This window comes from Pseudoalteromonas sp. SCSIO 43088 (assembly GCF_023650795.1).
Lineage (GTDB): Bacteria > Pseudomonadota > Gammaproteobacteria > Enterobacterales > Alteromonadaceae > Pseudoalteromonas > Pseudoalteromonas shioyasakiensis.
In genome coordinates, this window is sequence record NZ_CP072675.1 from 983,712 (window position 1) to 1,008,973 (window position 25,262).

Genomic DNA, 25,262 nt, shown 5'->3' on the forward strand with positions numbered 1-25,262 from the left:
CATGATTTTACGAATGTATTAATGTATAGGTAAATTCTAACATGCAACAGCCAAACGCCAACCCTAATCATTTACCTGATGGGTTTTCTTACCAAGCTAATGCATTGAGTGCACAAAAAAGCCTCGAATTATTTTACTTTCTTCAGCAGCAGCTAAATTGGCAACAACCAACTATAAAAGTGTACGGAAAAAGCCATGTGATCCCACGTTTGCAATGCTTTATTGCTGATCAGAATGTAAGTTATGGCTACTCGGGTTCACAGTTAATCGTTGAGCCATGGCCGGAGGTGCTTGATGCTATGCGTGTACGCTTAACAAGAACTTTGCAGATACCATTCAATGCGCTTTTAGTTAATTTGTATCGAGATGGTCATGATTGTATGGGTTGGCATAGTGACGATGAGAAAGAACTTGGGGAGCAACCGACAATCGCTTCTGTATCACTAGGGGCCGAACGGATATTTAAAATAAAGCACAAACATAATAATGAACAACATAGCATTGTGCTGCAAAGTGGTAGCTGTTTAATCATGAATGGTTTTAGCCAGCGCGATTACCAGCATAGTTTGCCAAAGCAGCAAAGACTCAAACACCCTCGAATTAACCTTACCTTTCGTTCAATCATATAAAATCATTGGCAAAATGACTCATGCCCTTGATATAGTAGCTGCCAATTATTTTCTTATTAAAGGTCTATGACACATGTCAATGCAACAACAAATAGAGCAAAAGCTTGCTGCGGGTATCGAATGTAAACACCTGAATGTTGTCAATGAAAGCCATATGCATAGCCGTGGAACTGAATCGCATTTCAAAGTGGTGGTTGTGAGTGAAGAATTTGCGGGTAAACGTTTACTTGCCCGTCACCGTCAAATTAATGAGCTATTAAAAGATGAATTAGCAAACCATATTCATGCATTAGCAATTCACACATTTACTCCAGAAGAGTTCAGTGAACAACATGGACAGGCACCTGAATCACCAAAATGCTTAGGTGGCTCAAAGTTCGACTAAATTAGCAGGACAGCCACCTAAAGTTAGAAGGACAGTCACTCAAAGTTAGAAGGACAGTCATTCTAAGTTAGAAGGACAGTCACTCTAAACTGCTTGTCAATTGGGGTTTTAAGCTCGAAAGATTTAAGTGGGTCTGAAAAGTTTTACTGATCAGACCTGTATTTTAACTATTAGCCTTTAAACTAGCGCTAATTTTTATTGTGATAGATATAGGATGATCAATGGTCATTAAGCCGAAAATTCGTGGATTTATCTGCACTAACGCGCATCCAGTAGGGTGTGCTGAGCACGTACAAGAACAAATTAATTATGTGAAAGCGCAAGGACCACTGAGCAATGCACCTAAGAATGTATTAGTGATTGGTGCGTCTACAGGTTACGGCCTAGCATCACGTATCACAGCTGCATTTGGTGGCGGTGCCAAAACGTTAGGTATTTTCTTTGAAAAAGAAGGTAGCGAACGCAAAACGGGTTCTGCAGGTTGGTACAACACAGCAGCATTCCAAACAGCTGCTGAAGAAGCAGGTTTATGGTCTAAAAATATCAATGGCGATGCGTTTTCTAACGAAATCAAGCAAAAAGCAATTGATACTATCAAAGCTGATCTAGGTAAAATTGATTTAGTTATCTATAGCCTTGCGTCACCTCGTCGTACTGATCCAAATACGGGTGAGACTTACTCATCAACACTTAAGCCTATTGGCTCAGATATCACTACGAAGAACCTAAACACTTCAAAGCGTGTGATTGATGAAGTAACCGTTGAAGCAGCAAGCCAAGAAGACATCGACAATACAATTAAAGTAATGGGCGGTGAAGATTGGGAAATGTGGATTGACGCATTAAAAGAAGCGGATGTGCTAGCAGATAACTTCAAAACAACCGCTTACACATATATCGGTAAAGAATTAACGTGGCCAATTTACGGTCATGCGACAATTGGTAAAGCGAAAGAAGATCTTGACCGTGCAACACAAGCAATCAAAGAGTCTACAAAAGGCTTAAATGGCGAAGCGTATGTTTCCTCATTAAATGCGGTTGTGACACAAGCAAGCTCGGCAATTCCAATTATGCCTTTATATATCTCTGCTTTATTCAAAGTAATGAAAGCAGACGGTACTTACGAAGGTACCATTGAGCAAATTCATTCACTATTTACTGAAAACCTTTACGGTGAAACACCACGTTTTGACGAAGGTGGTCATTTATTCCAAAACTACAAAGAGTTAGAAGATGATGTTCAAGCTCGTGTACAACATGTTTGGGATACAGTGGATACAGATACAATTGACGAATTAACGGACTACGTGGGTTACCACAATGAATTTTTACGTTTATTCGGCTTTGGTATCGACAGCGTAGATTACGAGCAAGATGTGAATCCTGATGTTGCGATTTCACAATTAATCGATTAATTGCTAAACAAACTTGATTTTGTAAAGTCGCTTTTTTAAGCGACTTTTTTGTTTCTGGATGAAAATAAAACATCATCAATAGCACTTTGGTCTATATTGAATTTTATTCAAAAGGTTTTTGTAGTCTAAATAACCGTATCTGTCGTATAAATTTCATATTTGCTCTCGCATAGTCACCCTGATTGATGTTAAAATTCGGGCAATATATGTGAGGAGTTTACTGCGTTGCTTGTTTGGGGTGTTAAACAGGCTATTCTTTGATACTTAGAGTTTAACTTGAGCATATCAAATGGCGACGTGGTTGGTACGATTTTTCAGTTTCTTTCCGTTAATGTAATGCAAGTGCGTATGATCAACATAAAAAAAGGTCTGGATTTACCGATAGAGGGCGCACCTCAGCAAGTTATTCACGATGGTTCTGCCGTCAAACGTGTAGCTGTGCTAGGTGAAGAATATATTGGTATGCGTCCAACCATGCATGTTCGCGTGGATGACCAAGTCAAAAAAGGCCAGGTACTTTTTGAAGACAAAAAGAACCCAGGCGTCTTATTTACTGCACCAGCTTCTGGGGTAGTTAAAGAAATCAATCGTGGTGCTAAACGTGTGCTGCAATCTGTTGTTATTGAAGTTAATGGCAGTGAGCAAATCACCTTTGACTCTTTCAAGGCCGACGAGCTTTCGGGCTTAGACCGTGAAAAAGTTAAAGAAGTACTAGTTCAGTCAGGTCAATGGACAGCACTACGTGCTCGCCCATTCAGCAGAGTAGCTGCTTTGGATGCAAATCCTAGCTCTATCTTTGTAACGGCTATCGACACTAACCCGCTAGCTGCAGATCCTGCAGTAATCATTGCTGAGAACACTCAAGCATTTGAAGCTGGTTTAGCTGTGGTATCTCGTTTAACTGACGGCAAAGTATTTGTTTGTAAACAAGCTGGTAGCCAAGTGCCTAGTTCATCAATCCCTCAAGTAGAAGTACATGAGTTTGGTGGCAAGCATCCGGCAGGTCTTGTTGGTACACACATTCATAACTTAGACCCAGTTTCTGCAAGCAAGCAGGTTTGGCACTTAGGTTACCAAGACGTAATCGCGTTTGGTAATTTATTCCTAACAGGTGAAATCTTCACAGACCGTGTTGTTTCTCTTGCTGGTCCACGTGTTAAAAACCCACGCTTAGTGAAAACTCAGCTAGGTGCATCTTTAGATGATTTAGTTGCTGGTGAATTAGAAGACGGTGATAACCGTGTAATTTCTGGTTCTGTATTATCAGGCGCTATCTCTCAAGGTCCACACGCGTTCTTAGGTCGTTACCATGTTCAAGTATCTGTATTACTTGAAGGTCGCGAAAAAGAGCTATTCGGTTGGATCGCACCAGGTGCTAACAAGTTCTCAGTAACACGTACCTTCTTATCTCACCTTGCTCCTAGCCGTCTATTTAACATGACGACTTCAACAGGTGGTTCGAAGCGTGCCATGGTTCCAATTGGTAGCTATGAGCGTGTTATGCCTTTAGACATCCTACCTACACTATTATTACGTGATTTAATCGCACGTGATCTTGATGGTGCTATTTCGTTAGGTGCGCTAGAGCTTGATGAAGAAGATTTAGCATTATGTACCTTCGTTTGTCCAGGTAAATACGAGTACGGTTCAATCCTACGCGATTGCTTGACTACGATCGAGAAGGAAGGCTAGAGAGATGGGTTTAAAGAAATTTCTAGAAGATATTGAGCCGCATTTTGAACCGGGTGGTAAACACGAAAAATGGTATGCGCTTTACGAAGCTGCAGCGACTATTTTCTACACGCCAGGTTATGTAAATAAAGGCAAAACACACGTTCGCGATAACATCGACCTAAAACGTATGATGATTTTAGTGTGGATGGCGACGTTCCCTGCAATGTTCTTTGGTATGTTCAACATCGGTCATCAGGCCGCTGGTGCTTTAGCGCAAGGTTTTGAACTAGCAAACACATGGCAAGTTGGTCTGTTCCAATTATTCGGTGGTGAATTAACTGCTGACTCTGGTTGGGGCGCGAAAATGTTTTACGGTGCCTGCTTCTTCCTACCAATATACGCAGTAACGTTTGCTGTGGGTGGTTTCTGGGAAGTACTATTTGCTTCAGTGCGTAAGCACGAAGTAAATGAAGGTTTCTTCGTAACATCTGTATTATTCGCACTAATCCTGCCTGCGACGATTCCTTTATGGCAAGTTGCACTAGGTATTACGTTTGGTGTTGTAATCGCTAAAGAAATCTTTGGTGGTACAGGTCGTAACTTCCTTAACCCTGCTCTTGCCGGTCGTGCGTTCTTATTCTTCGCATACCCAGCGCAAATTTCAGGTGACACAGTATGGACAGCAGTAGATTCATTCTCTGGTGCAACTATGCTTGGCCAAGCTGTTGTTGGTTCACTTGATTACAGCAACATGGAGCTATGGTGGAATGCGTTCTACGGTTTCATTCAAGGTTCTATGGGTGAGACGTCAACACTAGCACTATTAATCGGTGGTTTATTCCTAATTTACGTGCGTATCGCTTCATGGCGTATCGTACTAGGTGTATTCCTAGGTATGGTTGCAACGGCATTCTTACTAAATACAATTGGTTCAGAAACCAACGCTGTATTTGCTATGCCTTGGCACTGGCACTTAGTTCTTGGTGGTTTTGCATTTGGTATGTTCTTCATGGCAACAGACCCAGTATCTGCATCATTCACAGACAAAGGTAAGTTCGCTTACGGTGCGTTAATCGGCTTTATGGTTGTAATGATCCGTGTTGTTAACCCGGCATTCCCAGAAGGTATGATGCTAGCAATCTTATTTGCTAACTTATTTGCACCATTATTCGATCACTTTGTAGTGCAAGCTAATATCAAGCGGAGGTTGGCACGTAATGTCTAGTAATAACGAATCAATCGGCAAAACGCTAACCGTTGTTGTTGCACTATGTTTAGTGTGTGCAATCATCGTATCGTTTGCTTCAGTTCAGCTTCGTCCTTTACAGCAAGCTAACAAAACACAAGATATTCAACGCAATATCTTAGCGGCTGCAGGCATTGAAGTATCAGGTACTGTGTCAGATACCTTTAACTCAAAAATTGAAGCACGTGTTGTAGACATGAACACAGGTGAGTTTGTTGAAGGTGCTGATCCTAACTCATTTGACTTCGAGAAAACAAAATTCGACCAAGCTCGTAGCTTTGCGTTGAAAGCAGAAGGAATTAAAGACATCGCTGGTATTCAGCGTATGACAAAAAATTCACCTGTATATATTTCGAAGAAACCTGATGGTTCTACAGACGCAATCATTCTACCAATCCAAGGTTATGGCCTTTGGGGTGTAATGTACGGCTTCTTAGCGCTTGAAAGCGATGGTGAAACAGTTAAAAACATCAACTTCTTCAAGCACAACGAAACGCCAGGTCTAGGTGGTGAAATCCAAAATCCACAATGGACTGCTAAATGGCAAGGTAAAGAGTTACCAATCAATATCATGAAGAGCGGTGCGAAGAACGAACATCAAATCGATGGTCTTTCTGGTGCAACATTAACTTCAAACGGTGTTGATCACACAGTTGACTTCTGGACTGGCGAGCATGGCTTTGGTCCATTCCTTGCGAAAGTACGTGAAGGAGCGTTGAAATAATGGCTGATACTAAAGAAATGAAGTCGGTCCTATTTGGCCCGGTATTCGCAAATAACCCGATCGCATTACAAGTACTAGGTATTTGTTCTGCGCTAGCGGTAACATCAAGCTTAAAAAATGCACTAATCATGTCAATCGCATTGACACTAGTAACTGCGTTTTCTAGCTTGTTTATTTCGTCAATTCGTAACCACATCCCATCATCTGTGCGTATCATCGTGCAAATGACGATCATCGCATCACTTGTAATCGTTGTTGACCAAGTACTGCAAGCATTCTCTTATGCAACTGCTAAAGAGCTTTCAGTATTCGTTGGTCTAATCATTACAAACTGTATCGTAATGGGTCGTGCTGAAGCATACGCAATGAAGTCACCACCGTTAATGTCTTTCTTAGATGGTATCGGTAACGGTTTAGGCTACTCAGTAGTACTACTAACTGTTGGTTTCATCCGTGAGTTATTCGGTAAAGGTTCACTATTCGGTGTTGATATTATTCCATTAGTTCAAAATGGTGGCTGGTATCAACCAATGGGTCTATTGATTTTACCACCGAGTGCATTCTTCATTATTGGTTTATTCATCTGGGTACTTCGTACCTTCAAGAAAGACCAAGTAGAAGCAAAAGCGTAAGGGGCGAGCAGTGGAACATTATATTAGTTTATTTGTAAAAGCGGTTTTCATTGAAAACTTAGCTTTAGCCTTCTTCCTAGGTATGTGTACTTTCCTTGCTGTATCAAAGAAAGTAACAACGTCAATCGGCCTAGGTGTGGCAGTTATCGTGGTACTAGGTATCTCAGTACCTGTAAATAACTTGGTTTATCACGCTGTTCTTGCACCTGGTGCATTAGAGTGGCTTGGCTACCCAGAAGCAGACCTTAGCTTCTTACGTTTCTTGACTTTCATCGGTGTTATTGCAGCACTTGTACAAATTCTTGAAATGGCATTAGATAAGTTCTTCCCTGCACTTTACAACGCGTTAGGTATCTTCTTACCACTGATCACAGTTAACTGTGCGATCTTCGGTGCGGTATCTTTCATGGTTGAGCGTAACTATAACTTCGGCGAGTCTGTTGTTTATGGTATCGGTTCAGGTGTGGGCTGGGCACTAGCAATTACTTTACTTGCTGGTATCCGTGAAAAAATGAAGTACTCAGACGTTCCTGATGGCTTACGTGGTTTAGGTATTACTTTCATCACTGTTGGTCTTATGGGTCTTGGCTTTATGTCATTCTCTGGTATTTCACTTTAATAGGTAGCGAGGATAAATCATGAATGAGATTTTCTTAGGCGTTGGTGTTTTCATCGCTATCGTTGTTATTTTAGTTTTAGTTATCATTGGTGCTAAATCTAAATTAGTAGCAAGCGGCGATATCATCATCGGAATTAATGGCGACCCAGAAAAAGCTATTAAAACATCTGCAGGTAGCAAGCTATTAGGCGCGCTAGCTGATTCAGGTATCTTCGTTTCATCTGCATGTGGTGGCGGTGGCTCTTGTGGTCAGTGTCGTGTACACATCAAAGAAGGTGGCGGCGATATCTTACCAACAGAACTTGATCACATCTCTAAAGGTGAAGCTCGTGAAGGCTGCCGTTTAGCGTGTCAGGTAAATGTTAAGAACGACATGGAAATTGAACTTGAAGAGTCAATTTTCGGTGTTAAGAAGTGGGACTGTACCGTTATCTCTAACGATAACAAGGCAACGTTCATCAAGGAACTTAAGTTACAAATTCCTGATGGCGAGTCAGTACCTTTCCGTGCCGGTGGTTATATTCAAATTGAAGCACCAGCTCACCACGTTAAGTACGCTGATTTCGATATTCCAGAAGAGTATCGTGGCGACTGGAACCACTTCGGTTTCTTCGATCTGGAGTCTAAAGTAGACGACGAAACAATTCGTGCATACTCAATGGCTAACTACCCAGAAGAAGAAGGCATCATCATGCTTAACGTGCGTATCGCTACGCCGCCGCCAAGAGACCTAAGCCTTCCATGTGGTAAAATGTCTTCGTACATTTGGTCATTAAAAGAAGGTGATAAAGTGACTATTTCTGGCCCATTCGGTGAGTTCTTCGCGAAAGACACTGATGCAGAAATGGTATTCGTAGGTGGTGGTGCAGGTATGGCACCAATGCGTTCACATATCTTTGACCAACTTAAGCGTTTAAAATCTAAGCGTAAGATGAGTTTCTGGTATGGTGCGCGTTCTAAGCGTGAAATGTTCTACGTAGAAGATTTCGACGGCTTAGCAGCAGAAAACGATAACTTTGTATGGCACACAGCACTGTCTGATCCACAACCAGAAGATAACTGGGAAGGTTACACAGGCTTCATCCATAACGTACTTTATGAAAACTACTTGAAAGATCATGAAGCGCCAGAAGATTGTGAGTTCTACATGTGTGGTCCTCCAATGATGAACGCGGCTGTTATCAACATGCTTAAAGATCTTGGTGTAGAAGACGAAAACATCTTATTAGATGACTTCGGTGGCTAACACCATACACAAAACAATAAGTTTTGGTTAGAATACAGGCCTCGTAACACTCAGTGTTACGAGGCTTTTTTATTTCTATACCTAACCCTGTGGTATCTAAAAGGTGAATGCTATGAATAGAGTGTTTTATCGCCAAGGCTTGATGGCCTTTTTTCTATTAACTATGACTTTACTCATGGCTGGCTGCAGCCAAGCTGATAAGGCTGAAGAGCTTTATTTTGAAGGTAAGACAATGGGCACCACTTATCATATTAAGGTGTTTGCAGAGTCTTCAAAGGTTGCAGGTGTTGATTTACATCCTGAAATTAAGCAAGTGCTTAAAGGTGTAAATCAATCTATGTCAACTTACATTCCCGATTCAGAAATTAACCAGTTCAACCAGTTACCAGCAGGGCAGGTAATGCCAATAAGCGCTGATTTTAGAAACGTGGTCGCTGAATCAATTCGCCTTGGCGAATCAACAAAAACGTTAGATGTGACTATGGGGCCACTTATTGACTTGTGGGGCTTTGGTCCAGATAAAAAGCCGACTAAACGCCCAAGCGATGAAGCTTTGGCTGCAATGGTTGCCAAAATTGGTGTTGATAAGCTTGAACTTACAGATGCTGGCCTGATGAAAACAATTGATGGTTTAGAGCTGTCGTTTTCTGCTACAGCAAAAGGCTATGGTATTGATAAAGTCGCAGAAGTGATTGAAAGCCATGGTTTCACTAATTATATGGTTGAGATTGGTGGTGAGCTTCGTGTGTCGGGTATTAAGCCAAATAATATTACTTGGAAAATAGCTATTGAACAGCCTGATGCTGAACCAGGCGTGCGTAAAGTACATAAAGTAATTGAGCCGGGTACTAATGGTATTGCGACATCGGGCGATTACCGAATTTTTTACGAAATGGATGGTGTAACCTATAGCCACTTAATTGACCCTGTAACAGGCATGCCGAGCCGTCATGATTTGGTATCAGTTACTGTTTTACACCCATCAGCGATGACTGCAGATGGCTTAGCGACGGCAATCACTGTGATGGGCATGGAAAAGGCGCAGAAATACGCCGAAGAGCACGATTTGCCAGTGTATTTAATTGGTAAGTCAGACAATGGCTTAGTAACTTATTCAAGCCCTGCATTTAAACCATATTTGTAGCAGGGCAAGAAGCAGTGCATACCCAAGCCATCTCAAGATGCAGAATTCAGCGTTTCACAGGTGTTTAATATCAAGGCGTTACTTTGCAACAATGGCAGTCCCTTTTAAGAAGTAACAACGATGAGACTAAGCGCCTGTGAAGCGCCCAAAGGGTTGGTTTAAAAGCGATTTATACTGCGTTATTGATTTTAACAATAGAACCACTATTGCTTGCAATCAATGCCTTGCCTAAATCGCTTTTAATTCCAACTGAAACTCGCACCTTGAGGTGGTTTGGGTATATAATACATGCAGCCTAATTAGTTGGGCTCGATTTAATTGCTGACGATAGGGGCAAAGCAATGTCACTTTTTCTTCTTACATTTGGTCTACTCATTTTAATTGTGGCAGCGATGGCTGTCGGCATGATTGTGCAAAAGAAATCTATGGCCAGTAGTTGTGGTGGCCTAGGCGCTGTTGGTATCGACAAAGCCTGCGACTGCGACGACCCATGTGACAAGCGTAAAAAGCGCATGGCAAAAGAACAAGTCTGGAAAGAGAATCAAATTCTTTAACCACAAAAAAGCGCCCAAAGGCGCTTTTTTAATAGCTAAATTTTACAAGGACAGTCACTGTATTTTTATATAGACAGTCACTTTTATCTGTTAACTTACTCTTGCAGTAAAGAAGATTTTGTCTAAACTTTAGTTACAGCTAATGCATTTCAAATTATCAGTTCAAGGAGTGAACGATGGCTTTAGCAAGGAAGCGGCAAATCTGTTTGTCGAACACTAAGTATTATCACTGCGTATCCCGTTGCGTTAGACGCGCTTACCTTTGTGGAGAAGACGCACTCACTGGTAAATCATATGAACACCGCAGAGGATGGGTTGAAGAGCGCCTGCTTTTTCTTGCAAAGGTATTTTGTATTGATGTGTGTGCTTACGCAGTGATGAGCAATCATACGCATCTTGTTCTTTATGTTGATGATAAAAAAGCAAATAGGTTATCGGATAAAGCCATTCTTTTACGCTGGTTTAAGCTCAGTAAAATGACGCCTTTAGGTCAAAAGTTCCTTCATGGTCAGCCTTTAAGTGACGGCCAACAAGTCTTCTTAAAGAAAGAGGTTGCAGAATACAGAGCGCGTCTTTCGAGCATTAGTTGGTTTATGCGAATGCTTAATGAATATATAGCTAGACGTGCAAATAAAGAAGACGAGTGTACAGGTCACTTTTGGGAAGGGCGATTTAAGAGCCAAGCATTGCTTGATGAGTCAGCACTTTTAGCATGTATGGCCTATGTTGATTTAAACCCTGTTCGTGCTAAAGCTGAGAGCACGCCGGAGCAATCGGACTATACCAGCTTTAAAAAGCGATGCCAGAGCGCGAAGGAGTCAAAGCAACCTAAATTACTAGCTCGTTTTATTGGTGGAATGAGTAAGTATAAATCAAAGGGTATACCTTTTGAGTTAAAGTCATACTTGTTACTGGTAGAGAAAACTGGGCGTTGTATCAGCGCGGATAAGCCTGGATATATAGAGCATCATTTACCTCCTATTCTTGAAAGGCTGAATTTCGAACCGGAAAAATGGTTAACACTAACAACTCAATTTGAAAATTTATTTCGTGGAGCTGCAGGTCGAGTGGGTGCTATTGAAAGTTATTGTAGTAAAACTGCTCGTAAGCGACGAAGTAACCTAACAAGTTGTAAGTTATTACTTGCTAGTTAACCTTAAATTTCTCTAGACTTTTATTTTTTGCAAACTATTGCAGCTAATTTGCGCTTTCAATTCTCATAAAGCTAAATCTTTACCTTGGTTTTTATTATTAGATTAAGCTAATAGGCTAGCTCGACTACACAACTATTATTTTAGGTTACAAATTTAAGGTATTTGGAGATTTAACAGGCACTTTTAAGAGTGCCTGTCCTTTTAAATCGTGTTTAATCTAAATTAATTAGCTCAGCCCCTAAAACTGCGTACTTATTTTTGCCATTTGCTTGTAAGAAAAAGGCGGCAGGTGCATTAAGTGAAGGTGTTGATGTAAATACACTTTTGCATGCGTAAACTGGCCAATTTGTGGCGTTTTCTAGCATATTAATATCGCCAGAAAAGCAACTATACCCTTGTATTAAAAGCTCTTTATATTTATTTTCGGTAAGCGTTAACGGCTCATTTAATACAAAGCTATTACCTACCTTAAAGTTCAGGCTACTTGCATCTAAACTGGTGTAACCTTGGCGGATACTGCTTATATCACCCAATTCTTTAATTATGGGTGACTGTCCTTTGTTGTTTATAGCAATATCTATCTGGTAATCACCAAGTTCACTCTTTACTGTTACATCGTCTATTAGTAAGTCTACCCAATTGTCTTTAGCATTAAATGGAATAGCGTGGTACTGGGCTATTTTAGCGCTTTTCCATTTCTGTGAAGTTATTGAATCAATGGCCTTTTTATATAAAACACGGTTAACTTTACGTGCTATTTGGCGATTTGGGTCGTTTGGGTAAGCACCTGATTCAATTAATATTGTTCGGATACCTTTTTCCGAAAAAGTATCTCCAAAACTGCGATAGGAGTAACTGTCGTTGTACTTCCCTAAGTGCCCTGGGATCATTGATTCAACCGTTTTGGCTAAGTGGGCAATAAACTGCATAGCCTCACCACGACTTTTATTTACTTCTCTTGCTTCATTATAGGCGGGTGCTAGCACTGAAATAGTGGCTTGTTTTCCCATTTTACCTGCACCGTAATATGCATTCTGATCATGTAAATTAAAACCAAAGTCAGGTTTGAATTCATCTGCTGCAGCCATGAGTATTTGCCCTTCTTTTGTGCGAAGGGCTTTAGCATCACGATTTAAATCAATACCTTGTGCATTATGACGGGTCTGAGCTGCGGCGCCGTCTGGGTTCACCATAGGGATAATGAGAAGAGTTATTTTCTTTTGCCAGCTTTCTAGCCATTGTGCGTTTTCATATGTGGTTATAAAGCTTAAAAAATCCATTAATGCGGCAGTAGCCGTGTTTTCATCGCCGTGCATTTGGCTCCACATCATCACTTTGATTGGGCCGGTACCAATTTTGATAGAATTAAGTGCCTGTCCTTGGAATGAGGTGCCGATTTGTTTTAATGTGACGCTGGGGTGTTTTGCTGCGCTTTTTAAGTGGGGTTCTATATCGGCGTAGTAAATCGCAGGTTTATCTAAGCCAGCTACAGCGGTATCTTCAATCGTATTTGCAAGTGTACTGGTACTTAGTGCTAAAAAGGCTGTGGCGAGTGCGTATTGGCGCATAACTATCTCTTTTATTCTTTATTTTAGTGTTGTTAAGAATATTATATTTTTAGTGGGTTGGCTAATCCTTGTTCAGTAATAAAGCTTTGATTGCTACTGACTAAGTATGCTTTAAATCGCTATTTTTATGCTATTTTCTTTTTCTTCATTGCTTTTCGCTATATAAAATACAGTATTACTTTTAACTACTTAGCTTTAATTTGTTTGGTTTTTTACAGTTTATTATCAAATGGCTAAACAATACTTAACCGTGTGCTGTTAAATTCTACTTGTACCGTCTGTTGACTTTGTTATACTCCACATCGAAATTTCAGTAATTACTGAAACTTTATTGATGAAGATCATGTTACCGCATTTAAAAATAGGGTAAGTCATTTACCTGAAATGCAGTAAAAGCGATAAAAGGCGAGAGTTTTGCGAGCAATTAGTCAGTCACAAGATGTCAAACAGTCTAGCTTAGCTAGATTGCAATTGGCTGCGCGTGCGTTTTTTGCTGGTAAAGAGCTAATGTCAGTTTTAGCCTTGTTGCTGATTAATTCAGCGATGCTAATCAACGGTACATTAGAAGATGCTCAAGGGCTAAGAAGCTTATTAAGCGAAGGTGCTTTATACGAAACACCATTGCTTAACGTGTTGAGTTTTTTAGCTTACCCAGTGGTGTCTTGCCAATTACTGATTGGTTTATGCTGGTTGGTCTTCCATTTCTTCCCTGCGCGTCGTGCAGGTGTCATTTTACGTAAAGCGGCCTTCGCTGCGCGTGAAACGATAAAGTCTTTAGTAGTACACAGCGCTCATGGCTGTCGTGCTCCTCCTCGTGTAAGTGGTTGTCTGTAAATAAGCTTTGTTGCTTAAGTTCAGCCATTTTAGTCATTTTCTAAGTTGTCTTTACTAAGCACCTAGTGGGTTTTTTACGCCCAAATTTCAGTCAGCCAATCTAAAATCCCTCACTTTTTAGCGTGCCTATTTGTCGTGCCCGTTATTCAGCCGAGGGATATCTGTAGCATCTGTTGCAGAAAAGCGTCGTGTTCTTATTTCGACAAGTGTTAACTTTTAGGTTGTAGGATATTCCTTTGTCAATTCGAAACCTTTGTAATATTGCTCTAGCGTCTTTAGTGCTGGCTTTGTCTGGCTGTAAAGGCGGGGTACTCGATCCAAAAGGTCAAATTGGTGTCGACGAGAAGTATTTAATTATCGTAGCTACGGTGTTAATGCTGATTGTTGTAATTCCAGTTATTGCCATGACAATTTATTTTGCATGGAAATACCGTGATGGACGAGATCAAGAAATTTACGCTCCAAAGTGGGCGCACTCTAATAAGATTGAAGCTGTAGTTTGGACCATTCCTATCATCATCGTTGCGATTTTAGGTGTGATCACGTGGCAGTCAACGCAACAACTTGACCCATATAAACCACTTGAGGGTAAAGGTAAGCACCTTACTGTTGAGGTTGTTTCTTTGAACTGGAAATGGCTATTCATTTATCCAGAGCAAGGCATCGCCACAGTGAATGAGCTTGTTTTTCCTGCCAATGTGCCAGTGCAGTACAAGATCACCTCAGAAAGCACCATGAACTCGTTTTTCATTCCACAGCTTGGTAGCCAAATTTACTCAATGGCCGGTATGGAAACAAAGCTTCACTTAATCGCTGATGAGCCGGGTACTTTTAAAGGCTTTTCTGCTAACTACAGTGGTGCAGGTTTCACTGGTATGAAGTTCGATGCCATTGCAACAGCCACAGAAGCTGATTTCGATGCTTGGGTAAACAAAGTAAAAAATACCGGTTCTGCATTGACTAAGCAAAGCTATGTTGAACTTGCAAAACCAAGTGAATACGACCCAGTTAAATACTATGCCAGCGTAGATAAAGATATGTTCCATTCAATCGTAATGAAATATATGCAAGCGCATGGCTCTCACGGTGCAATGCAACACGCTATGCCAGAGCACTCAGCTCATAAGAAGCACAGCGAGGACGAGGAATAATCATGTCGTTGTTAGGTAAATTAACATTAGACGCAATCCCGTTTCATGAACCAATTATCATGGTTACCATGACGGTTGTTGCTGTCTTAGGTCTGTTAGTGGCAGGCTTAGTAACAAAATATAAAAAGTGGGGCGTGATTTGGCACGACTGGATCACCTCAATTGACCATAAGCGTTTAGGTGTCATGTACATCATTCTTGCGCTTATCATGCTTTTCCGTGGTTTCGCGGATGCCATTATGATGCGACTGCAATTAGCAATGGCTACCGGCGGTGCAAGTGGTTACTTACCACCAGAGCACTATGACCAAATATTTACGGCACACGGGGTGATTATGATCATCTTTATGGCGATGCCGTTTATGATTGGTTTAATGAACATCATTTTACCGCTGCAAATTGGTGCCCGTGATGTTGCATTCCCATTCTTAAATAACCTTAGCTTTTGGTTAACTGCTGGCGGTGCAATCCTAATCAATATCTCATTATTCTTTGGAGAGTTTGCGAAAACGGGTTGGGTGGCATATCCACCGTTGTCAGAGTTGTCATTCAGTCCAGGTGTCGGGGTCGATTATTATATATGGGCCTTGCAAATATCCGGCTTGGGTACCTTATTAACATCGGTAAACTTCTTAGCGACTGTATTTAAAATGCGTGCACCAGGCATGACATTAATGAAAATGCCTATTTTTACTTGGGCATGTACGTGGGCGAATATCTTAATTGCAGCATCGTTCCCAATTTTAACGGCTGTACTGGCAATGCTAACGCTTGACCGTTATCTCGATTTCCACTTCTTCACAAATGAACTAGGTGGTAACGCGATGATGTACATCAACTTATTCTGGGCATGGGGTCACCCTGAGGTTTACATTCTGATCTTACCTGCGTTTGGTATTTTCTCAGAAGTTATCTCTACGTTTGCTGGTAAACGCCTGTTTGGTTACAAGTCGATGGTTTACGCAAGTGGTGCAATTTCGATTTTAGGTTTCATCGTTTGGCTTCACCACTTCTTTACGATGGGCTCAAGCGCTAACGTTAATGCCTTCTTTGGTGTTATGACCATGGTTATTGCGGTACCGACCGGGGTTAAGTTGTTTAACTGGTTATTCACTATGTATCGTGGTCGTTTACGTATTACTGTGCCTGTCCTTTGGACTTTAGGCTTTATGGTGACGTTCACTATCGGTGGTATGACGGGTGTTCTACTTGCTATTCCTGGTGCTGACTACGTATTACATAACAGCTTATTCTTAATCGCTCACTTCCATAACACCATTATTGGTGGTGCGGTATTTGGTTATTTAGCTGGTTTTGCGTTTTGGTTCCCTAAAGCAATGGGCTTCAAACTTGACGAGAGCTGGGGCAGACGATCTTTCTGGTGCTGGTTAATTGGTTTCTTCGTGGCATTTATGCCGTTATACGTACTTGGTTTCTTAGGTATGACACGTCGCTTAAACCACACGAACAACCCTGATTGGAACATTTGGTTATACATTGCAGCTGGCGGTGCGGTGATCATTATGTTCGGTATCTTGTTCCAAGTTGTGCAACTTGTAGTGAGCTTCAAAAACCGCGAGCAACTTGATGATACAACGGGCGATCCGTGGAATGGTCATACTCTTGAGTGGGCATCGGCTTCACCTCCGCAGTACTACAACTTTGCGAAAATCCCTCATGTTGATGACATCGATGCGTGGACAGACATGAAAGAAAAAGGCTTAGCTTACAAGCAAGAAGACTCTTATAGCCCAATTCATATGCCAAAAAATACATCGGCAGGTGTATTAATGAGCGCGGCTTTAACAACCTTCTGTTTTGCCATGATCTGGCACATTTGGTGGCTTGCAGCCTTTGGTTTACTGGGTGCTATCGTGGTGTTCATCAAGCGTTGTTACACCAGCGATATTGATTACTACGTGCAACCAGATGAAATTGTTGAACTAGAAACGGCTCACAATACAGCCGCTACGAAGGAGGTGAATGCATGAGTACCATTTCTGCAGGGCTCGACACCTTAAACGGCGCACACGGTCATGTCGATGCACATGACCATGAGCACCACGATACAGGTGGTAACACCGTATTTGGTTTCTGGCTTTACCTTATGACTGACTGCCTGTTGTTTGCATCATTCTTTGCAACCTACGCAGTATTGTTTATGAACACTGCTGGCGGTGTGTCGGGTAAAGACATTTTTGAACTTGATTTTGTGGCGGTTGAAACCGCAGCTCTACTACTCAGTAGTATCACTTTTGGTTTTGCGATGATTTCTGCTCATGGGCAGAAAAAGGCGGCTACATTAACTTGGTTGCTAGTTACCTTTGCCTTTGGTGCAGTGTTTATTGGTATGGAAGTGTACGAATTTCATCACCTAATTGCGCATGGTAATGGCCCTCAGCAAAGTGCCTTTTTAACATCGTTCTTCTCTCTAGTGGGCTTACATGGTCTTCACGTTACAGCTGGTCTTATTTGGATGACTGTCCTAATGATTGAAGTTGTGCGCCGTGGTTTAAACCCACAAACAGTGACACGCCTAAGTTGTTTAAGCCTATTCTGGCACTTCTTAGATGTGGTGTGGATCTGTGTATTTACCGTTGTTTATTTAATGGGAGCAATGTAATGAGCCACAGTGAATCACATGTAATTAATAACTTAGAAGTTCATACGCATAATGAACAATCACATGGCAGCGTTAAAGACTATTTAATTGGTTTTCTACTGTCAGTGGTTTTAACGGCTATTCCATTTTGGGCTGTGATGAGTGGTTCGTTTTCGAAAACGACCACTGCATGGAGCATCGTGAGCATGGCGATTGTGCAAATTTGGGTGCATTTGAAATATTTCTTACACCTAAACTTCAAAACTGAAGACGGCAAGGCAAGTTCATTGTCGTTTATCTTTAGTGCTTTAATCATTGTAATGGTGGTTGGTTTGTCGGTGTGGATCATCTACGAATCGAACGCCATGATGATGTACTAATAACAATTACTTGGTAATTGGTAAAAGATTTACGAGAGGAGCTGGTTAGTCTGAGGTTGTGTCTCCAGTTCTCACAGTCTGTTACTAACTAGTTTCTTTCGTAATATTGCGTTTGTGCTGAAAATTAGAGGAGTCGAGGAAGTGTTTCGACGTTATTTAAATGTCACTAAACCTGGCATTATCATGGGCAATTTGATCTCTGTCGCGGGGGGATTCTTGCTAGCCTCTCGTGGTGATATTGACCCATGGTTAATGATCGCAACCTTACTAGGGTTATCTTTAGTAGTAGCATCAGGATGCGCGATCAATAACGTAATTGATCGTGATATTGATGTTGCTATGGCGCGCACTCGCAAACGCGTCACAGTGACTGGCGAAATGTCAGCAAAGGCGGCTATGGCACATGGCATCGTGCTTGGTGTTATTGGTTTCGGATTATTAGCAGTGTATACCAACGTAGTGGCACTCTTATTTGCTACTTTTGGTTACGTCATCTACGTAGGTGTGTACAGCTTATATATGAAACGTCGTTCTGTGTACGGCACCTTTGTAGGAAGTTTATCTGGCGCAGTACCACCTGTAGTGGGTTATTGTGCCGTGACTGGGCAGTTTGATGCTGGTGCTGTGATTTTATTGGTTATGTTTAGTCTATGGCAAATGCCTCATTCATATGCAATTGCAATCTTTCGTTATAACGACTACCAAGCGGCCAGAATTCCTGTGTTACCAGTAGCGCAGGGGATCGAGAAGGCAAAGCATCACATTGTTTTATATATCGCCGTGTATGCGTTGGTTGTGATGTTATTAACCATTAGTGGTTATACAGGTTTAGCCTTTATGGCTGTAGCCTGTACAACGAGTTTTTGGTGGTTGCTAATGGCGCTTCGTGGCTATCGTCGCAATATTGATGTAAGCGGCTGGGCGCGCCAAGTGTTTGCTTTTTCAATTGTAAACATCACGGTTTTGAGCATAGCGATGGCTTTAGATTACCATTCGGTAGCTCCACAGCTACTTGTTTTAACTTAGAAAAAAGTTGCTAACATATCCCAATGTTACAGTAGCAAAGGCCCGGTTTTTTCTCCACCGGGCCTTTTTTCTTTGTTATTTTTTAAAAACGAGCAGCTTGCTCTACCACAATACCATGGCGAGCCGCTAAACGGCGATGATCTTTATCATAGCCACCACCAATTACTGTTGCGACAGGTACATTGTGCTCAAGGCAACGCTTGAGGACTAAATGGTCGCGTTGCTCTATCCCTTGCCAGCTTATATCGAGTTTCCCTAAAACATCTTGCTGCCATACATCTACACCTGCATCATAAAGCACTAAATCTGGGTTTAGGGTGTTTAATAAATAACTCAGAGTATCGTCAACAACGCCTAGGTATTCACTATCAGCGACATTCGGCGCTAAACCTATGTCTAAATCGCTGGTTGACTTTCGAAATGGAAAATTCTTTTCACAGTGAATAGAGCAGGTATAAGCATAGGGCTGATGCGCCAGCATTGCTGCGGTACCATCACCTTGATGAACATCTAAATCAAAAATAAGTATATTGGTTACTTCACCACTTTTTATCAGAGTTTCGCTGGTAAAAGCGAGGTCGTTTACCATGCAATAGCCTGAGCCAAAATCAGTATGGGCATGGTGAGTGCCCCCCGCTAAGTGACAAGCAATGCCATGTCTAAGTGCTAAACGTGCTGTTTGTAAGGTGCCTAGAGGCGCAGTAAAGGTACGTGCCATCAGCTCTTTTGACCAAGGTAAGCCAATACGGCGCATCGCTTTTTCATCTAAGCGGTTGTGCCAAAGGTCGTGGATATAGTTTTCGCAGTGCACTAATTCAAGGGGCTCAGGGCTGCCAAGCATCGGTTGAGTTAGGTTGTCATTTATTAATCCAAGGTTTTGTACATGCTCATATAAATAAGCAAACTTACTCATCACAAAGCGATGATTAGGATCGAAACTAAACGAGTAATTTGGATGATACACCAAGGGTAAGTGGGGATTTAACTGCATAGCTCATTGAATAGCTGAATTTGCTACAGCATAACGAATCTACCGACAAAAGTTTACTCTGGCGCGTGAATTAAATGGGCTAACTCGCGATGTAATAATGCTTCATCACCCAGATTTAGCTCAATCAACCGTTTTAAGTGAGTAATACTATCAATATCGATATGTTCACAGCGAAGGCCAGCATGTTGATGCTCAACATGACATAGCTCCACTTGCATTTTAATCTCGATAGTTGATTCTGGCAGGGTGAAGATTAAGTCAGCTTTACTATGAATAGGCACTAAAAATGAATCACTTTTAGTAATGAGCGCACCTTGCAAAGATAGATCAAGTAACTGACAGTGATAGTCGTTATCTTCGATACGAAGGATCGCAGGGCAAGAAAATAATACCCGCGAAAACTCTCTGCGTTCATTCATAGCTGTATCTCCTACTTTAGTGACCTAATGAGTATAGTCGAGTCAGCGGTTGTCGCCTGATTAAATGGCAGCTGAGTATTGAAATTCAAAATCCGGTGGGTTGCCATTATTTGCAAATTAATCTCCTCGGTCTATCTTTAATAGGCATTGATAGGAGTATGATGTGATTACACTTGCAGAAATTGAAGCGGCACTTGATAACAATGAATTCTTTTTAGAATACTTACCCACAATACGTTTAAGTGATAATCGGTGTGTTGGAGCAGAAGCGCTTATTCGTTGGCAGCGAAATGATAAAGTCGTCCCACCTCTCGAGTTTATACCGTTAATTGAAGGTTCTGTATTAAGTGGCATGATCACATACTGGGTCATAGATAAAGTAGCCGAAGAGCTTGCTGAGTGGCTGAATAAGCATGACAACGTACATGTAGGTATTAATGTTCCACCAGAGCTTTGGGGGCGAGGCGGAGTATTCTATACCCTGAAAAAGTCAGCTTTGAATAGTAATGCCAGCAAAGTGATATTTGAATTATCTGAGCGAGGGATCCCCGATAGAATGGGTGTTCAAACTATTCTAGAAAATATCTCTAAGGCAAAAATGGCGTTAGATGATATGCAATTAGGTGAAGCGAATATCTTAGCGCTTGCGCAGTTAAATGTTGATTATATAAAAATAGATAAGTCGGTAATCGATCTGATTTTACAAGATGACTGGGCTACTTCATTACAAAAGAAACAACTCGCAAATTGTGGTTATGACAGTAATCATGCCTATATTGCTGAGGGAGTCGAAACCAAAAAACAAGCCCAAGTAGTCGCTAAAGCGGGGATACAATTTGCACAAGGTTGGTATTTTTCGAGATCATTGAAAGTTGATGAATTCCTTGCATACTTTGCACAAAAAAGCCCCTAAATAGGGGCTTTTTGAGTATCAGCTAATTAGCCAATTTTTTTGTATTTAATACGCTTAGGTTGTGCTGCTTCTGCGCCTAAGGTTTTCTTCAACCACTCTTCGTATTCTGTGTAGTTACCATCGAAGAAGTTAATTTGGCCTTCGTCACGGTAATCAAGAATATGTGTAGCAATACGGTCAAGGAACCAACGGTCATGCGAGATACACATTACACAGCCAGGGAACTCTAAAATAGCGTTCTCAAGTGCACGTAGTGTTTCAACGTCTAGGTCATTGGTTGGCTCATCCAGTAGTAATACGTTGCCACCTGCTTTTAATAGCTTAGCTAGGTGTAAACGGTTGCGCTCACCACCTGATAGGTCTTTAACGAATTTTTGTTGGTCGTTACCTTTGAAGTTAAAGCGGCCAACATAGGCACGGCTTGGGAATTCAAAGTTACCAATTTTTAATACGTCTTGGCCGTTAGAGATTTCTTGGAAAACAGTGTTGCTTTCGTCCATGTCGCCACGGAACTGATCAACCGTTGCAAGCTCAACTGTGTCACCAACAATAATCTCACCGCTATCAGGCGTTTCTTCACCACTTAGCATTTTGAATAGCGTTGATTTACCCGCACCATTGGCACCGATAATACCTACGATAGCGCCTTTCGGCATTGCAAAGTTTAAGTCATCGATTAATACACGCTCGCCAAAGCTCTTCTTCAGGCCTTTCACTTCGATAACTTGGTCACCTAAGCGTGGACCCGGTGGAATGAATAGTTCATTCGTTTCGTTACGCTTTTGGTAATCGTTTTGTTGAAGCTCAGAGAACTGTGCCATACGTGCTTTAGACTTAGCTTGACGGCCTTTCGGGTTTGAACGAACCCATTCAAGTTCTTGCGCGATTGATTTTTGACGTGCTTTTTCAGATTTCTGTTCTTGTTGTAAACGTAAATCTTTTTGCTCAAGCCACGATGAGTAGTTACCTTCCCATGGAATACCTTCACCACGGTCAAGCTCTAAAATCCAACCTGCTACGTTATCTAAGAAATAACGGTCGTGGGTTACAGCAACCACGGTACCTTCGTAGTCGTGTAAGAAGCGCTCTAACCAAGCAACTGACTCAGCGTCTAAGTGGTTGGTCGGTTCGTCAAGAATAAGCATATCTGGTTTTTCAAGTAGTAAACGACAGATCGCAACACGGCGACGCTCACCACCCGAAAGGTGTTCAATTTTTGCATCCCAAGGTGGAAGGCGTAATGCATCAGCTGCACGCTCTAACACGTTGTCGATATTGTGACCGTCGTGCGCTTGGATGATAGCTTCTAGTTCGCCTTGCTCTTTAGCAAGTGCATCGAAGTCAGCACCGTCCATTGCATACTCGTTGTATACTTCATCAAGGCGATTTAGTGCATTTTTAACTTCGCTTACAGCTTCTTCTACTGTTTCGCGAACTGTTTTGCTTTCGTCTAGCACGGGTTCTTGCGGTAAGTAACCGATTTTAGTGCCTGGTTGAGGGCGAGCTTCACCTTCAAAGTCTTGGTCAACACCGGCCATAATGCGAAGTAACGTTGATTTACCTGCACCGTTTAGACCTAGCACACCAATTTTTGCGCCTGGGAAAAAGTGTAAAGAAATATCTTTTAAGATAGTGCGCTTAGGTGGCACAACCTTAGATACTCGACTCATCGAGAATATAAACTTGTCTGGTAACACCATGAAAGAAGCCTTCAATTTATAATAAAAATTAACAGCAAGTATTGTATACCCAAACTACCTCAAAATACAGAATTCAGCGTTTATGATAGGCTTAATATCAAGGTGTTATTTACTCAAAGAGTCATACATTTTAATTAATGACCGCTCAGAAATACTATTTCATTTAGACATCTAAACATCTAGAGGTTGAAATTTCTAACTATCCGTTCATAATTAGCAGTCAGATAAGTATGCTCGGAGCCAGCTATGCCCATTACAGTAAAAGATGAATTGCCTGCCATTGCAAAGTTACGTCAAGAAAACGTGTTTGTAATGCCAAAAAGTCGTGCTAAAACGCAAGAAATCCGCCCAATGCGTTTGGCCATCTTAAACTTAATGCCAAACAAAGTTGAAACCGAAGTGCAGTTTATTCGCTTGTTAGCAAACTCACCGCTGCAAGTTAATGTTGAGCTGTTGCGCTTAGATACCCATCGCACCAGCAGTAACTCTGAACAGCACATGGATACGTTTTATCGTTATTTTTCAGAAGTGAAAGATAATAACTACGATGCCATGATCATAACGGGCGCACCGCTTGCTCATTTAGAGTATGACGAAGTTGCCTACTGGGATGAACTAAAAATTATTTTAGATTGGGCAGAGCAGCATGTGACGTCTACGCTGTTTTCGTGTTGGGCGGCCCATGCGGGGCTTTATCATCACTATGGTCTTAAACGTGATCTGAAACCAAACAAATTAAGCGGTGTTTTCACCCATAAAAGCTATTTTGACCACGCAGCGCTAACGCGTGGCTTTGATGATACCTTTTTAGTGCCACATTCTCGTTATGGTCATATTGATATCGATAAGATCAATGCCTGCGAGGAGCTAGTGGTGTTAGCCGGATCAGAGCGAGTAGGTGCCTACTTAATTAAAAATAAATCAGGTAGCCAAGTGTATATTACTGGCCATCCAGAGTACGATGCTCATACCTTAAAAGGGGAGTATTTACGCGACCAAGAAAAATCAGCGGATGCACCTAAGCCAGAAAATTACTTCCCTGACGATAACCCAGACAACGAACCGTCGAAAACGTGGCAAAGCCATGCCTTTTTATTGTTTTCGAATTGGTTAAACTATTATGTGTACCAAACTACACCGTATGATATTAACTTAGTTAGCCAAGATGTAAGGACTAACAACTATGCCGAGTAATGCAGTGAATAAACGCGAACAATTAACCGAGGCGCTAAAACAGCGAATTTTAATCCTCGATGGCGCGATGGGCACCATGATCCAAGAATATAAATTAGAAGAACAGGATTATCGCGGTGAGCGCTTTAAAGACTGGCACGTACTTATTAAAGGCAATAACGATTTATTAAGCCTGACTCAGCCAAAAATCATTGCTGATATTCACCGTGCTTATTTAGAAGCCGGTGCCGATATCATCGAAACGAATACCTTTAATGCCACGACTATTTCTATGGAAGATTACGACATGGCGAGCCTTAGCCGCGAAATCAACCTCGAGTCAGCGAAGCTTGCACGCGGCGTGTGTGATGAACTTGAAGCAAAAGATCCTAGCAAACCGCGTTATGTAGCCGGTGTACTTGGGCCAACGTCAAAAACCTGTTCTATTTCACCAGATGTAAATGACCCAGGTTATCGTAATATCAACTTTGATAAGCTGGTGGCTGCGTATGTTGAGTCAACACTGGCATTAATGGAAGGTGGTGCTGACCTTATTTTAATAGAAACCATCTTTGATACCCTTAATGCTAAAGCGGCTTCGTTCGCAGTAGAAGAAGCATTCGAGCAAGCTGGTCGTAGTTTACCTGTGATGATTTCGGGCACCATTACCGATGCCTCTGGCCGTACTTTATCAGGGCAAACCACAGAAGCATTTTATAACTCAATTCGTCATATTAAACCGCTATCAATCGGCCTTAACTGCGCCCTAGGCCCTGACTTACTGCGCCAGTATGTTGAAGAGTTATCGCACGTTTGTGAAACCTTTACCTCGGTGCATCCAAATGCAGGTTTACCGAACGAGTTTGGCGAATATGATTTAGAAGCTCCTGAAATGGCAAAAGAAATTATTGATTGGGGCAAGTCTGGCTTTATCAATATTGTAGGTGGTTGTTGTGGCACGACACCGGCTCATATTAAGGCGTTTGCGAAAGGCCTTGAAGGTGTAAAACCTCGCCAATTACCTGAGCTTGAAGTGCGTATGCGCTTATCGGGCCTTGAAGCGTGTAACTTAAACTAGGAAAC

The 25,262-nt window shown here is 41.7% G+C and carries 25 protein-coding genes; 21 read left to right on the plus strand and 4 right to left on the minus strand.

Annotated elements, in window-relative coordinates; all coding sequences use genetic code 11:
• The first annotated feature begins 41 nt into the window (after positions 1 to 41).
• The 12 genes from J8Z28_RS04495 (at position 42) to J8Z28_RS04550 (ending at position 11,422) form a co-directional block, all read left to right on the plus strand.
• Positions 42 to 629: an alpha-ketoglutarate-dependent dioxygenase AlkB family protein gene (locus J8Z28_RS04495; RefSeq protein ID WP_054562306.1), complete on the plus strand. Its 588-nt coding sequence runs from the start codon at positions 42 to 44 to the stop codon at positions 627 to 629.
• Positions 630 to 702: 73 nt separating this feature from the next.
• Positions 703 to 1,014: a BolA family protein gene (locus J8Z28_RS04500; protein ID WP_054554277.1), complete on the plus strand. Its 312-nt coding sequence runs from the start codon at positions 703 to 705 to the stop codon at positions 1,012 to 1,014.
• A gap of 221 nt (positions 1,015 to 1,235) precedes the next feature.
• The gene (gene fabV / locus J8Z28_RS04505; RefSeq protein WP_054562305.1) at positions 1,236 to 2,429 is read left to right on the plus strand and encodes an enoyl-ACP reductase FabV; all 1,194 of its coding nucleotides are present in this window, start codon (positions 1,236 to 1,238) and stop codon (positions 2,427 to 2,429) included.
• A 348-nt stretch (positions 2,430 to 2,777) separates the two neighbouring features.
• Positions 2,778 to 4,121: a Na(+)-translocating NADH-quinone reductase subunit A gene (locus tag J8Z28_RS04510; protein ID WP_054562348.1), complete on the plus strand. Its 1,344-nt coding sequence runs from the start codon at positions 2,778 to 2,780 to the stop codon at positions 4,119 to 4,121.
• A gap of 4 nt (positions 4,122 to 4,125) precedes the next feature.
• Positions 4,126 to 5,328, plus strand: coding sequence for an NADH:ubiquinone reductase (Na(+)-transporting) subunit B (locus J8Z28_RS04515; protein WP_054554279.1), 1,203 nt, complete (start codon positions 4,126 to 4,128; stop codon positions 5,326 to 5,328).
• A complete protein-coding gene (locus tag J8Z28_RS04520) occupies positions 5,321 to 6,073 on the plus strand; it encodes a Na(+)-translocating NADH-quinone reductase subunit C (protein WP_054562304.1) in 753 nt (250 codons plus the stop codon). The genes J8Z28_RS04515 and J8Z28_RS04520 overlap by 8 nt, the downstream gene beginning before the upstream one ends.
• Entirely contained in the window at positions 6,073 to 6,705 is a 633-nt protein-coding gene (locus tag J8Z28_RS04525) for an NADH:ubiquinone reductase (Na(+)-transporting) subunit D (protein WP_054554281.1), read from the plus strand. The genes J8Z28_RS04520 and J8Z28_RS04525 overlap by 1 nt, the downstream gene beginning before the upstream one ends.
• Positions 6,706 to 6,715: 10 nt before the next feature.
• Positions 6,716 to 7,324: an NADH:ubiquinone reductase (Na(+)-transporting) subunit E gene (gene nqrE, locus J8Z28_RS04530; protein WP_016708692.1), complete on the plus strand. Its 609-nt coding sequence runs from the start codon at positions 6,716 to 6,718 to the stop codon at positions 7,322 to 7,324.
• Positions 7,325 to 7,343: 19 nt separating this feature from the next.
• Complete coding sequence (gene nqrF, locus J8Z28_RS04535) at positions 7,344 to 8,570, plus strand: NADH:ubiquinone reductase (Na(+)-transporting) subunit F (protein WP_054562303.1); 1,227 nt, start codon at positions 7,344 to 7,346, stop codon at positions 8,568 to 8,570.
• Positions 8,571 to 8,682: 112 nt separating this feature from the next.
• Positions 8,683 to 9,714, plus strand: a complete 1,032-nt coding sequence (locus J8Z28_RS04540; protein WP_055020648.1) for an FAD:protein FMN transferase — start codon at positions 8,683 to 8,685, stop codon at positions 9,712 to 9,714.
• A gap of 341 nt (positions 9,715 to 10,055) precedes the next feature.
• Positions 10,056 to 10,268 carry a (Na+)-NQR maturation NqrM gene (gene nqrM, locus J8Z28_RS04545; protein ID WP_055020649.1) on the plus strand — a complete coding sequence of 71 codons (213 nt, stop codon included), beginning with the start codon at positions 10,056 to 10,058 and terminating at the stop codon, positions 10,266 to 10,268.
• 176 nt (positions 10,269 to 10,444) lie between these two features.
• A complete protein-coding gene (locus tag J8Z28_RS04550) occupies positions 10,445 to 11,422 on the plus strand; it encodes a transposase (RefSeq protein ID WP_054562301.1) in 978 nt (325 codons plus the stop codon).
• A 212-nt stretch (positions 11,423 to 11,634) separates the two neighbouring features.
• Here the strand turns inward: J8Z28_RS04550 and J8Z28_RS04555 are convergent, their stop codons facing one another.
• Positions 11,635 to 12,990, minus strand: coding sequence for a M14 family metallopeptidase (locus J8Z28_RS04555; protein WP_250659979.1), 1,356 nt, complete (start codon positions 12,988 to 12,990; stop codon positions 11,635 to 11,637).
• Positions 12,991 to 13,404: 414 nt separating this feature from the next.
• On the opposite strand from J8Z28_RS04555, the gene J8Z28_RS04560 reads away from it, so the two are divergent.
• From J8Z28_RS04560 to cyoE, 6 genes are all read left to right on the plus strand, one after another.
• A complete protein-coding gene (locus J8Z28_RS04560) occupies positions 13,405 to 13,824 on the plus strand; it encodes a hypothetical protein (RefSeq protein ID WP_055020652.1) in 420 nt (139 codons plus the stop codon).
• 236 nt (positions 13,825 to 14,060) lie between these two features.
• A complete protein-coding gene (gene cyoA / locus J8Z28_RS04565; protein ID WP_054562298.1) occupies positions 14,061 to 14,975 on the plus strand; it encodes a ubiquinol oxidase subunit II in 915 nt (304 codons plus the stop codon).
• Positions 14,976 to 14,977: 2 nt separating this feature from the next.
• Entirely contained in the window at positions 14,978 to 16,966 is a 1,989-nt protein-coding gene (gene cyoB, locus J8Z28_RS04570) for a cytochrome o ubiquinol oxidase subunit I (protein WP_055020653.1), read from the plus strand.
• A complete protein-coding gene (gene cyoC / locus J8Z28_RS04575) occupies positions 16,963 to 17,598 on the plus strand; it encodes a cytochrome o ubiquinol oxidase subunit III (protein ID WP_054562296.1) in 636 nt (211 codons plus the stop codon). The genes cyoB and cyoC overlap by 4 nt, the downstream gene beginning before the upstream one ends.
• Positions 17,598 to 17,957 carry a cytochrome o ubiquinol oxidase subunit IV gene (gene cyoD / locus J8Z28_RS04580; RefSeq protein ID WP_055020654.1) on the plus strand — a complete coding sequence of 120 codons (360 nt, stop codon included), beginning with the start codon at positions 17,598 to 17,600 and terminating at the stop codon, positions 17,955 to 17,957. Before cyoC ends, cyoD begins: the two co-directional genes overlap by 1 nt.
• A 141-nt stretch (positions 17,958 to 18,098) precedes the next feature.
• On the plus strand, positions 18,099 to 18,983 hold the full coding sequence (gene cyoE / locus J8Z28_RS04585) for a heme o synthase (RefSeq protein ID WP_054554292.1): 885 nt from the start codon (positions 18,099 to 18,101) through the stop codon (positions 18,981 to 18,983).
• 82 nt (positions 18,984 to 19,065) lie between these two features.
• Here cyoE and J8Z28_RS04590 read toward each other — a convergent pair whose 3' ends face one another.
• Positions 19,066 to 19,974 carry a histone deacetylase family protein gene (locus J8Z28_RS04590; RefSeq protein ID WP_055020655.1) on the minus strand — a complete coding sequence of 303 codons (909 nt, stop codon included), beginning with the start codon at positions 19,972 to 19,974 and terminating at the stop codon, positions 19,066 to 19,068.
• Between the two features lie 53 nt (positions 19,975 to 20,027).
• A complete protein-coding gene (locus J8Z28_RS04595; RefSeq protein WP_055020656.1) occupies positions 20,028 to 20,393 on the minus strand; it encodes a PilZ domain-containing protein in 366 nt (121 codons plus the stop codon).
• A 163-nt stretch (positions 20,394 to 20,556) separates the two neighbouring features.
• On the opposite strand from J8Z28_RS04595, the gene J8Z28_RS04600 reads away from it, so the two are divergent.
• A complete protein-coding gene (locus J8Z28_RS04600; RefSeq protein WP_055020657.1) occupies positions 20,557 to 21,306 on the plus strand; it encodes an EAL domain-containing protein in 750 nt (249 codons plus the stop codon).
• Positions 21,307 to 21,332: 26 nt separating this feature from the next.
• On the opposite strand, the gene ettA is transcribed toward J8Z28_RS04600, so the two are convergent.
• Positions 21,333 to 23,006: an energy-dependent translational throttle protein EttA gene (gene ettA / locus J8Z28_RS04605; RefSeq protein ID WP_138600221.1), complete on the minus strand. Its 1,674-nt coding sequence runs from the start codon at positions 23,004 to 23,006 to the stop codon at positions 21,333 to 21,335.
• A gap of 246 nt (positions 23,007 to 23,252) precedes the next feature.
• Here ettA and J8Z28_RS04610 point away from each other — a divergent pair, with 246 nt between their 5' ends.
• Both J8Z28_RS04610 and J8Z28_RS04615 read left to right on the plus strand, forming a co-directional pair.
• Complete coding sequence (locus J8Z28_RS04610) at positions 23,253 to 24,200, plus strand: homoserine O-succinyltransferase (protein ID WP_054562290.1); 948 nt, start codon at positions 23,253 to 23,255, stop codon at positions 24,198 to 24,200.
• Complete coding sequence (locus J8Z28_RS04615) at positions 24,190 to 25,257, plus strand: homocysteine S-methyltransferase family protein (RefSeq protein WP_250659980.1); 1,068 nt, start codon at positions 24,190 to 24,192, stop codon at positions 25,255 to 25,257. Before J8Z28_RS04610 ends, J8Z28_RS04615 begins: the two co-directional genes overlap by 11 nt.
• Positions 25,258 to 25,262 lie beyond the last annotated feature (5 nt).

Bases quoted from the DNA above. Each gene is read 5' to 3' on its own strand.
- J8Z28_RS04495 (WP_054562306.1), top strand. From the start codon at position 42: ATGCAACAGCCAAACGCCAACCCTAATCATTTACCTGATGGGTTTTCT.
- J8Z28_RS04500 (WP_054554277.1), top strand. From the start codon at position 703: ATGTCAATGCAACAACAAATAGAGCAAAAGCTTGCTGCGGGTATCGAA.
- fabV (WP_054562305.1), top strand. From the start codon at position 1,236: ATGGTCATTAAGCCGAAAATTCGTGGATTTATCTGCACTAACGCGCAT.
- J8Z28_RS04510 (WP_054562348.1), top strand. From the start codon at position 2,778: ATGATCAACATAAAAAAAGGTCTGGATTTACCGATAGAGGGCGCACCT.
- J8Z28_RS04515 (WP_054554279.1), top strand. From the start codon at position 4,126: ATGGGTTTAAAGAAATTTCTAGAAGATATTGAGCCGCATTTTGAACCG.
- J8Z28_RS04520 (WP_054562304.1), top strand. From the start codon at position 5,321: ATGTCTAGTAATAACGAATCAATCGGCAAAACGCTAACCGTTGTTGTT.
- J8Z28_RS04525 (WP_054554281.1), top strand. From the start codon at position 6,073: ATGGCTGATACTAAAGAAATGAAGTCGGTCCTATTTGGCCCGGTATTC.
- nqrF (WP_054562303.1), top strand. From the start codon at position 7,344: ATGAATGAGATTTTCTTAGGCGTTGGTGTTTTCATCGCTATCGTTGTT.
- J8Z28_RS04540 (WP_055020648.1), top strand. From the start codon at position 8,683: ATGAATAGAGTGTTTTATCGCCAAGGCTTGATGGCCTTTTTTCTATTA.
- nqrM (WP_055020649.1), top strand. From the start codon at position 10,056: ATGTCACTTTTTCTTCTTACATTTGGTCTACTCATTTTAATTGTGGCA.
- J8Z28_RS04550 (WP_054562301.1), top strand. From the start codon at position 10,445: ATGGCTTTAGCAAGGAAGCGGCAAATCTGTTTGTCGAACACTAAGTAT.
- J8Z28_RS04555 (WP_250659979.1), bottom strand. From the start codon at position 12,990: ATGCGCCAATACGCACTCGCCACAGCCTTTTTAGCACTAAGTACCAGT.
- cyoB (WP_055020653.1), top strand. From the start codon at position 14,978: ATGTCGTTGTTAGGTAAATTAACATTAGACGCAATCCCGTTTCATGAA.
- cyoC (WP_054562296.1), top strand. From the start codon at position 16,963: ATGAGTACCATTTCTGCAGGGCTCGACACCTTAAACGGCGCACACGGT.
- cyoD (WP_055020654.1), top strand. From the start codon at position 17,598: ATGAGCCACAGTGAATCACATGTAATTAATAACTTAGAAGTTCATACG.
- J8Z28_RS04590 (WP_055020655.1), bottom strand. From the start codon at position 19,974: ATGCAGTTAAATCCCCACTTACCCTTGGTGTATCATCCAAATTACTCG.
- J8Z28_RS04595 (WP_055020656.1), bottom strand. From the start codon at position 20,393: ATGAATGAACGCAGAGAGTTTTCGCGGGTATTATTTTCTTGCCCTGCG.
- ettA (WP_138600221.1), bottom strand. From the start codon at position 23,006: ATGGTGTTACCAGACAAGTTTATATTCTCGATGAGTCGAGTATCTAAG.
- J8Z28_RS04610 (WP_054562290.1), top strand. From the start codon at position 23,253: ATGCCCATTACAGTAAAAGATGAATTGCCTGCCATTGCAAAGTTACGT.
- J8Z28_RS04615 (WP_250659980.1), top strand. From the start codon at position 24,190: ATGCCGAGTAATGCAGTGAATAAACGCGAACAATTAACCGAGGCGCTA.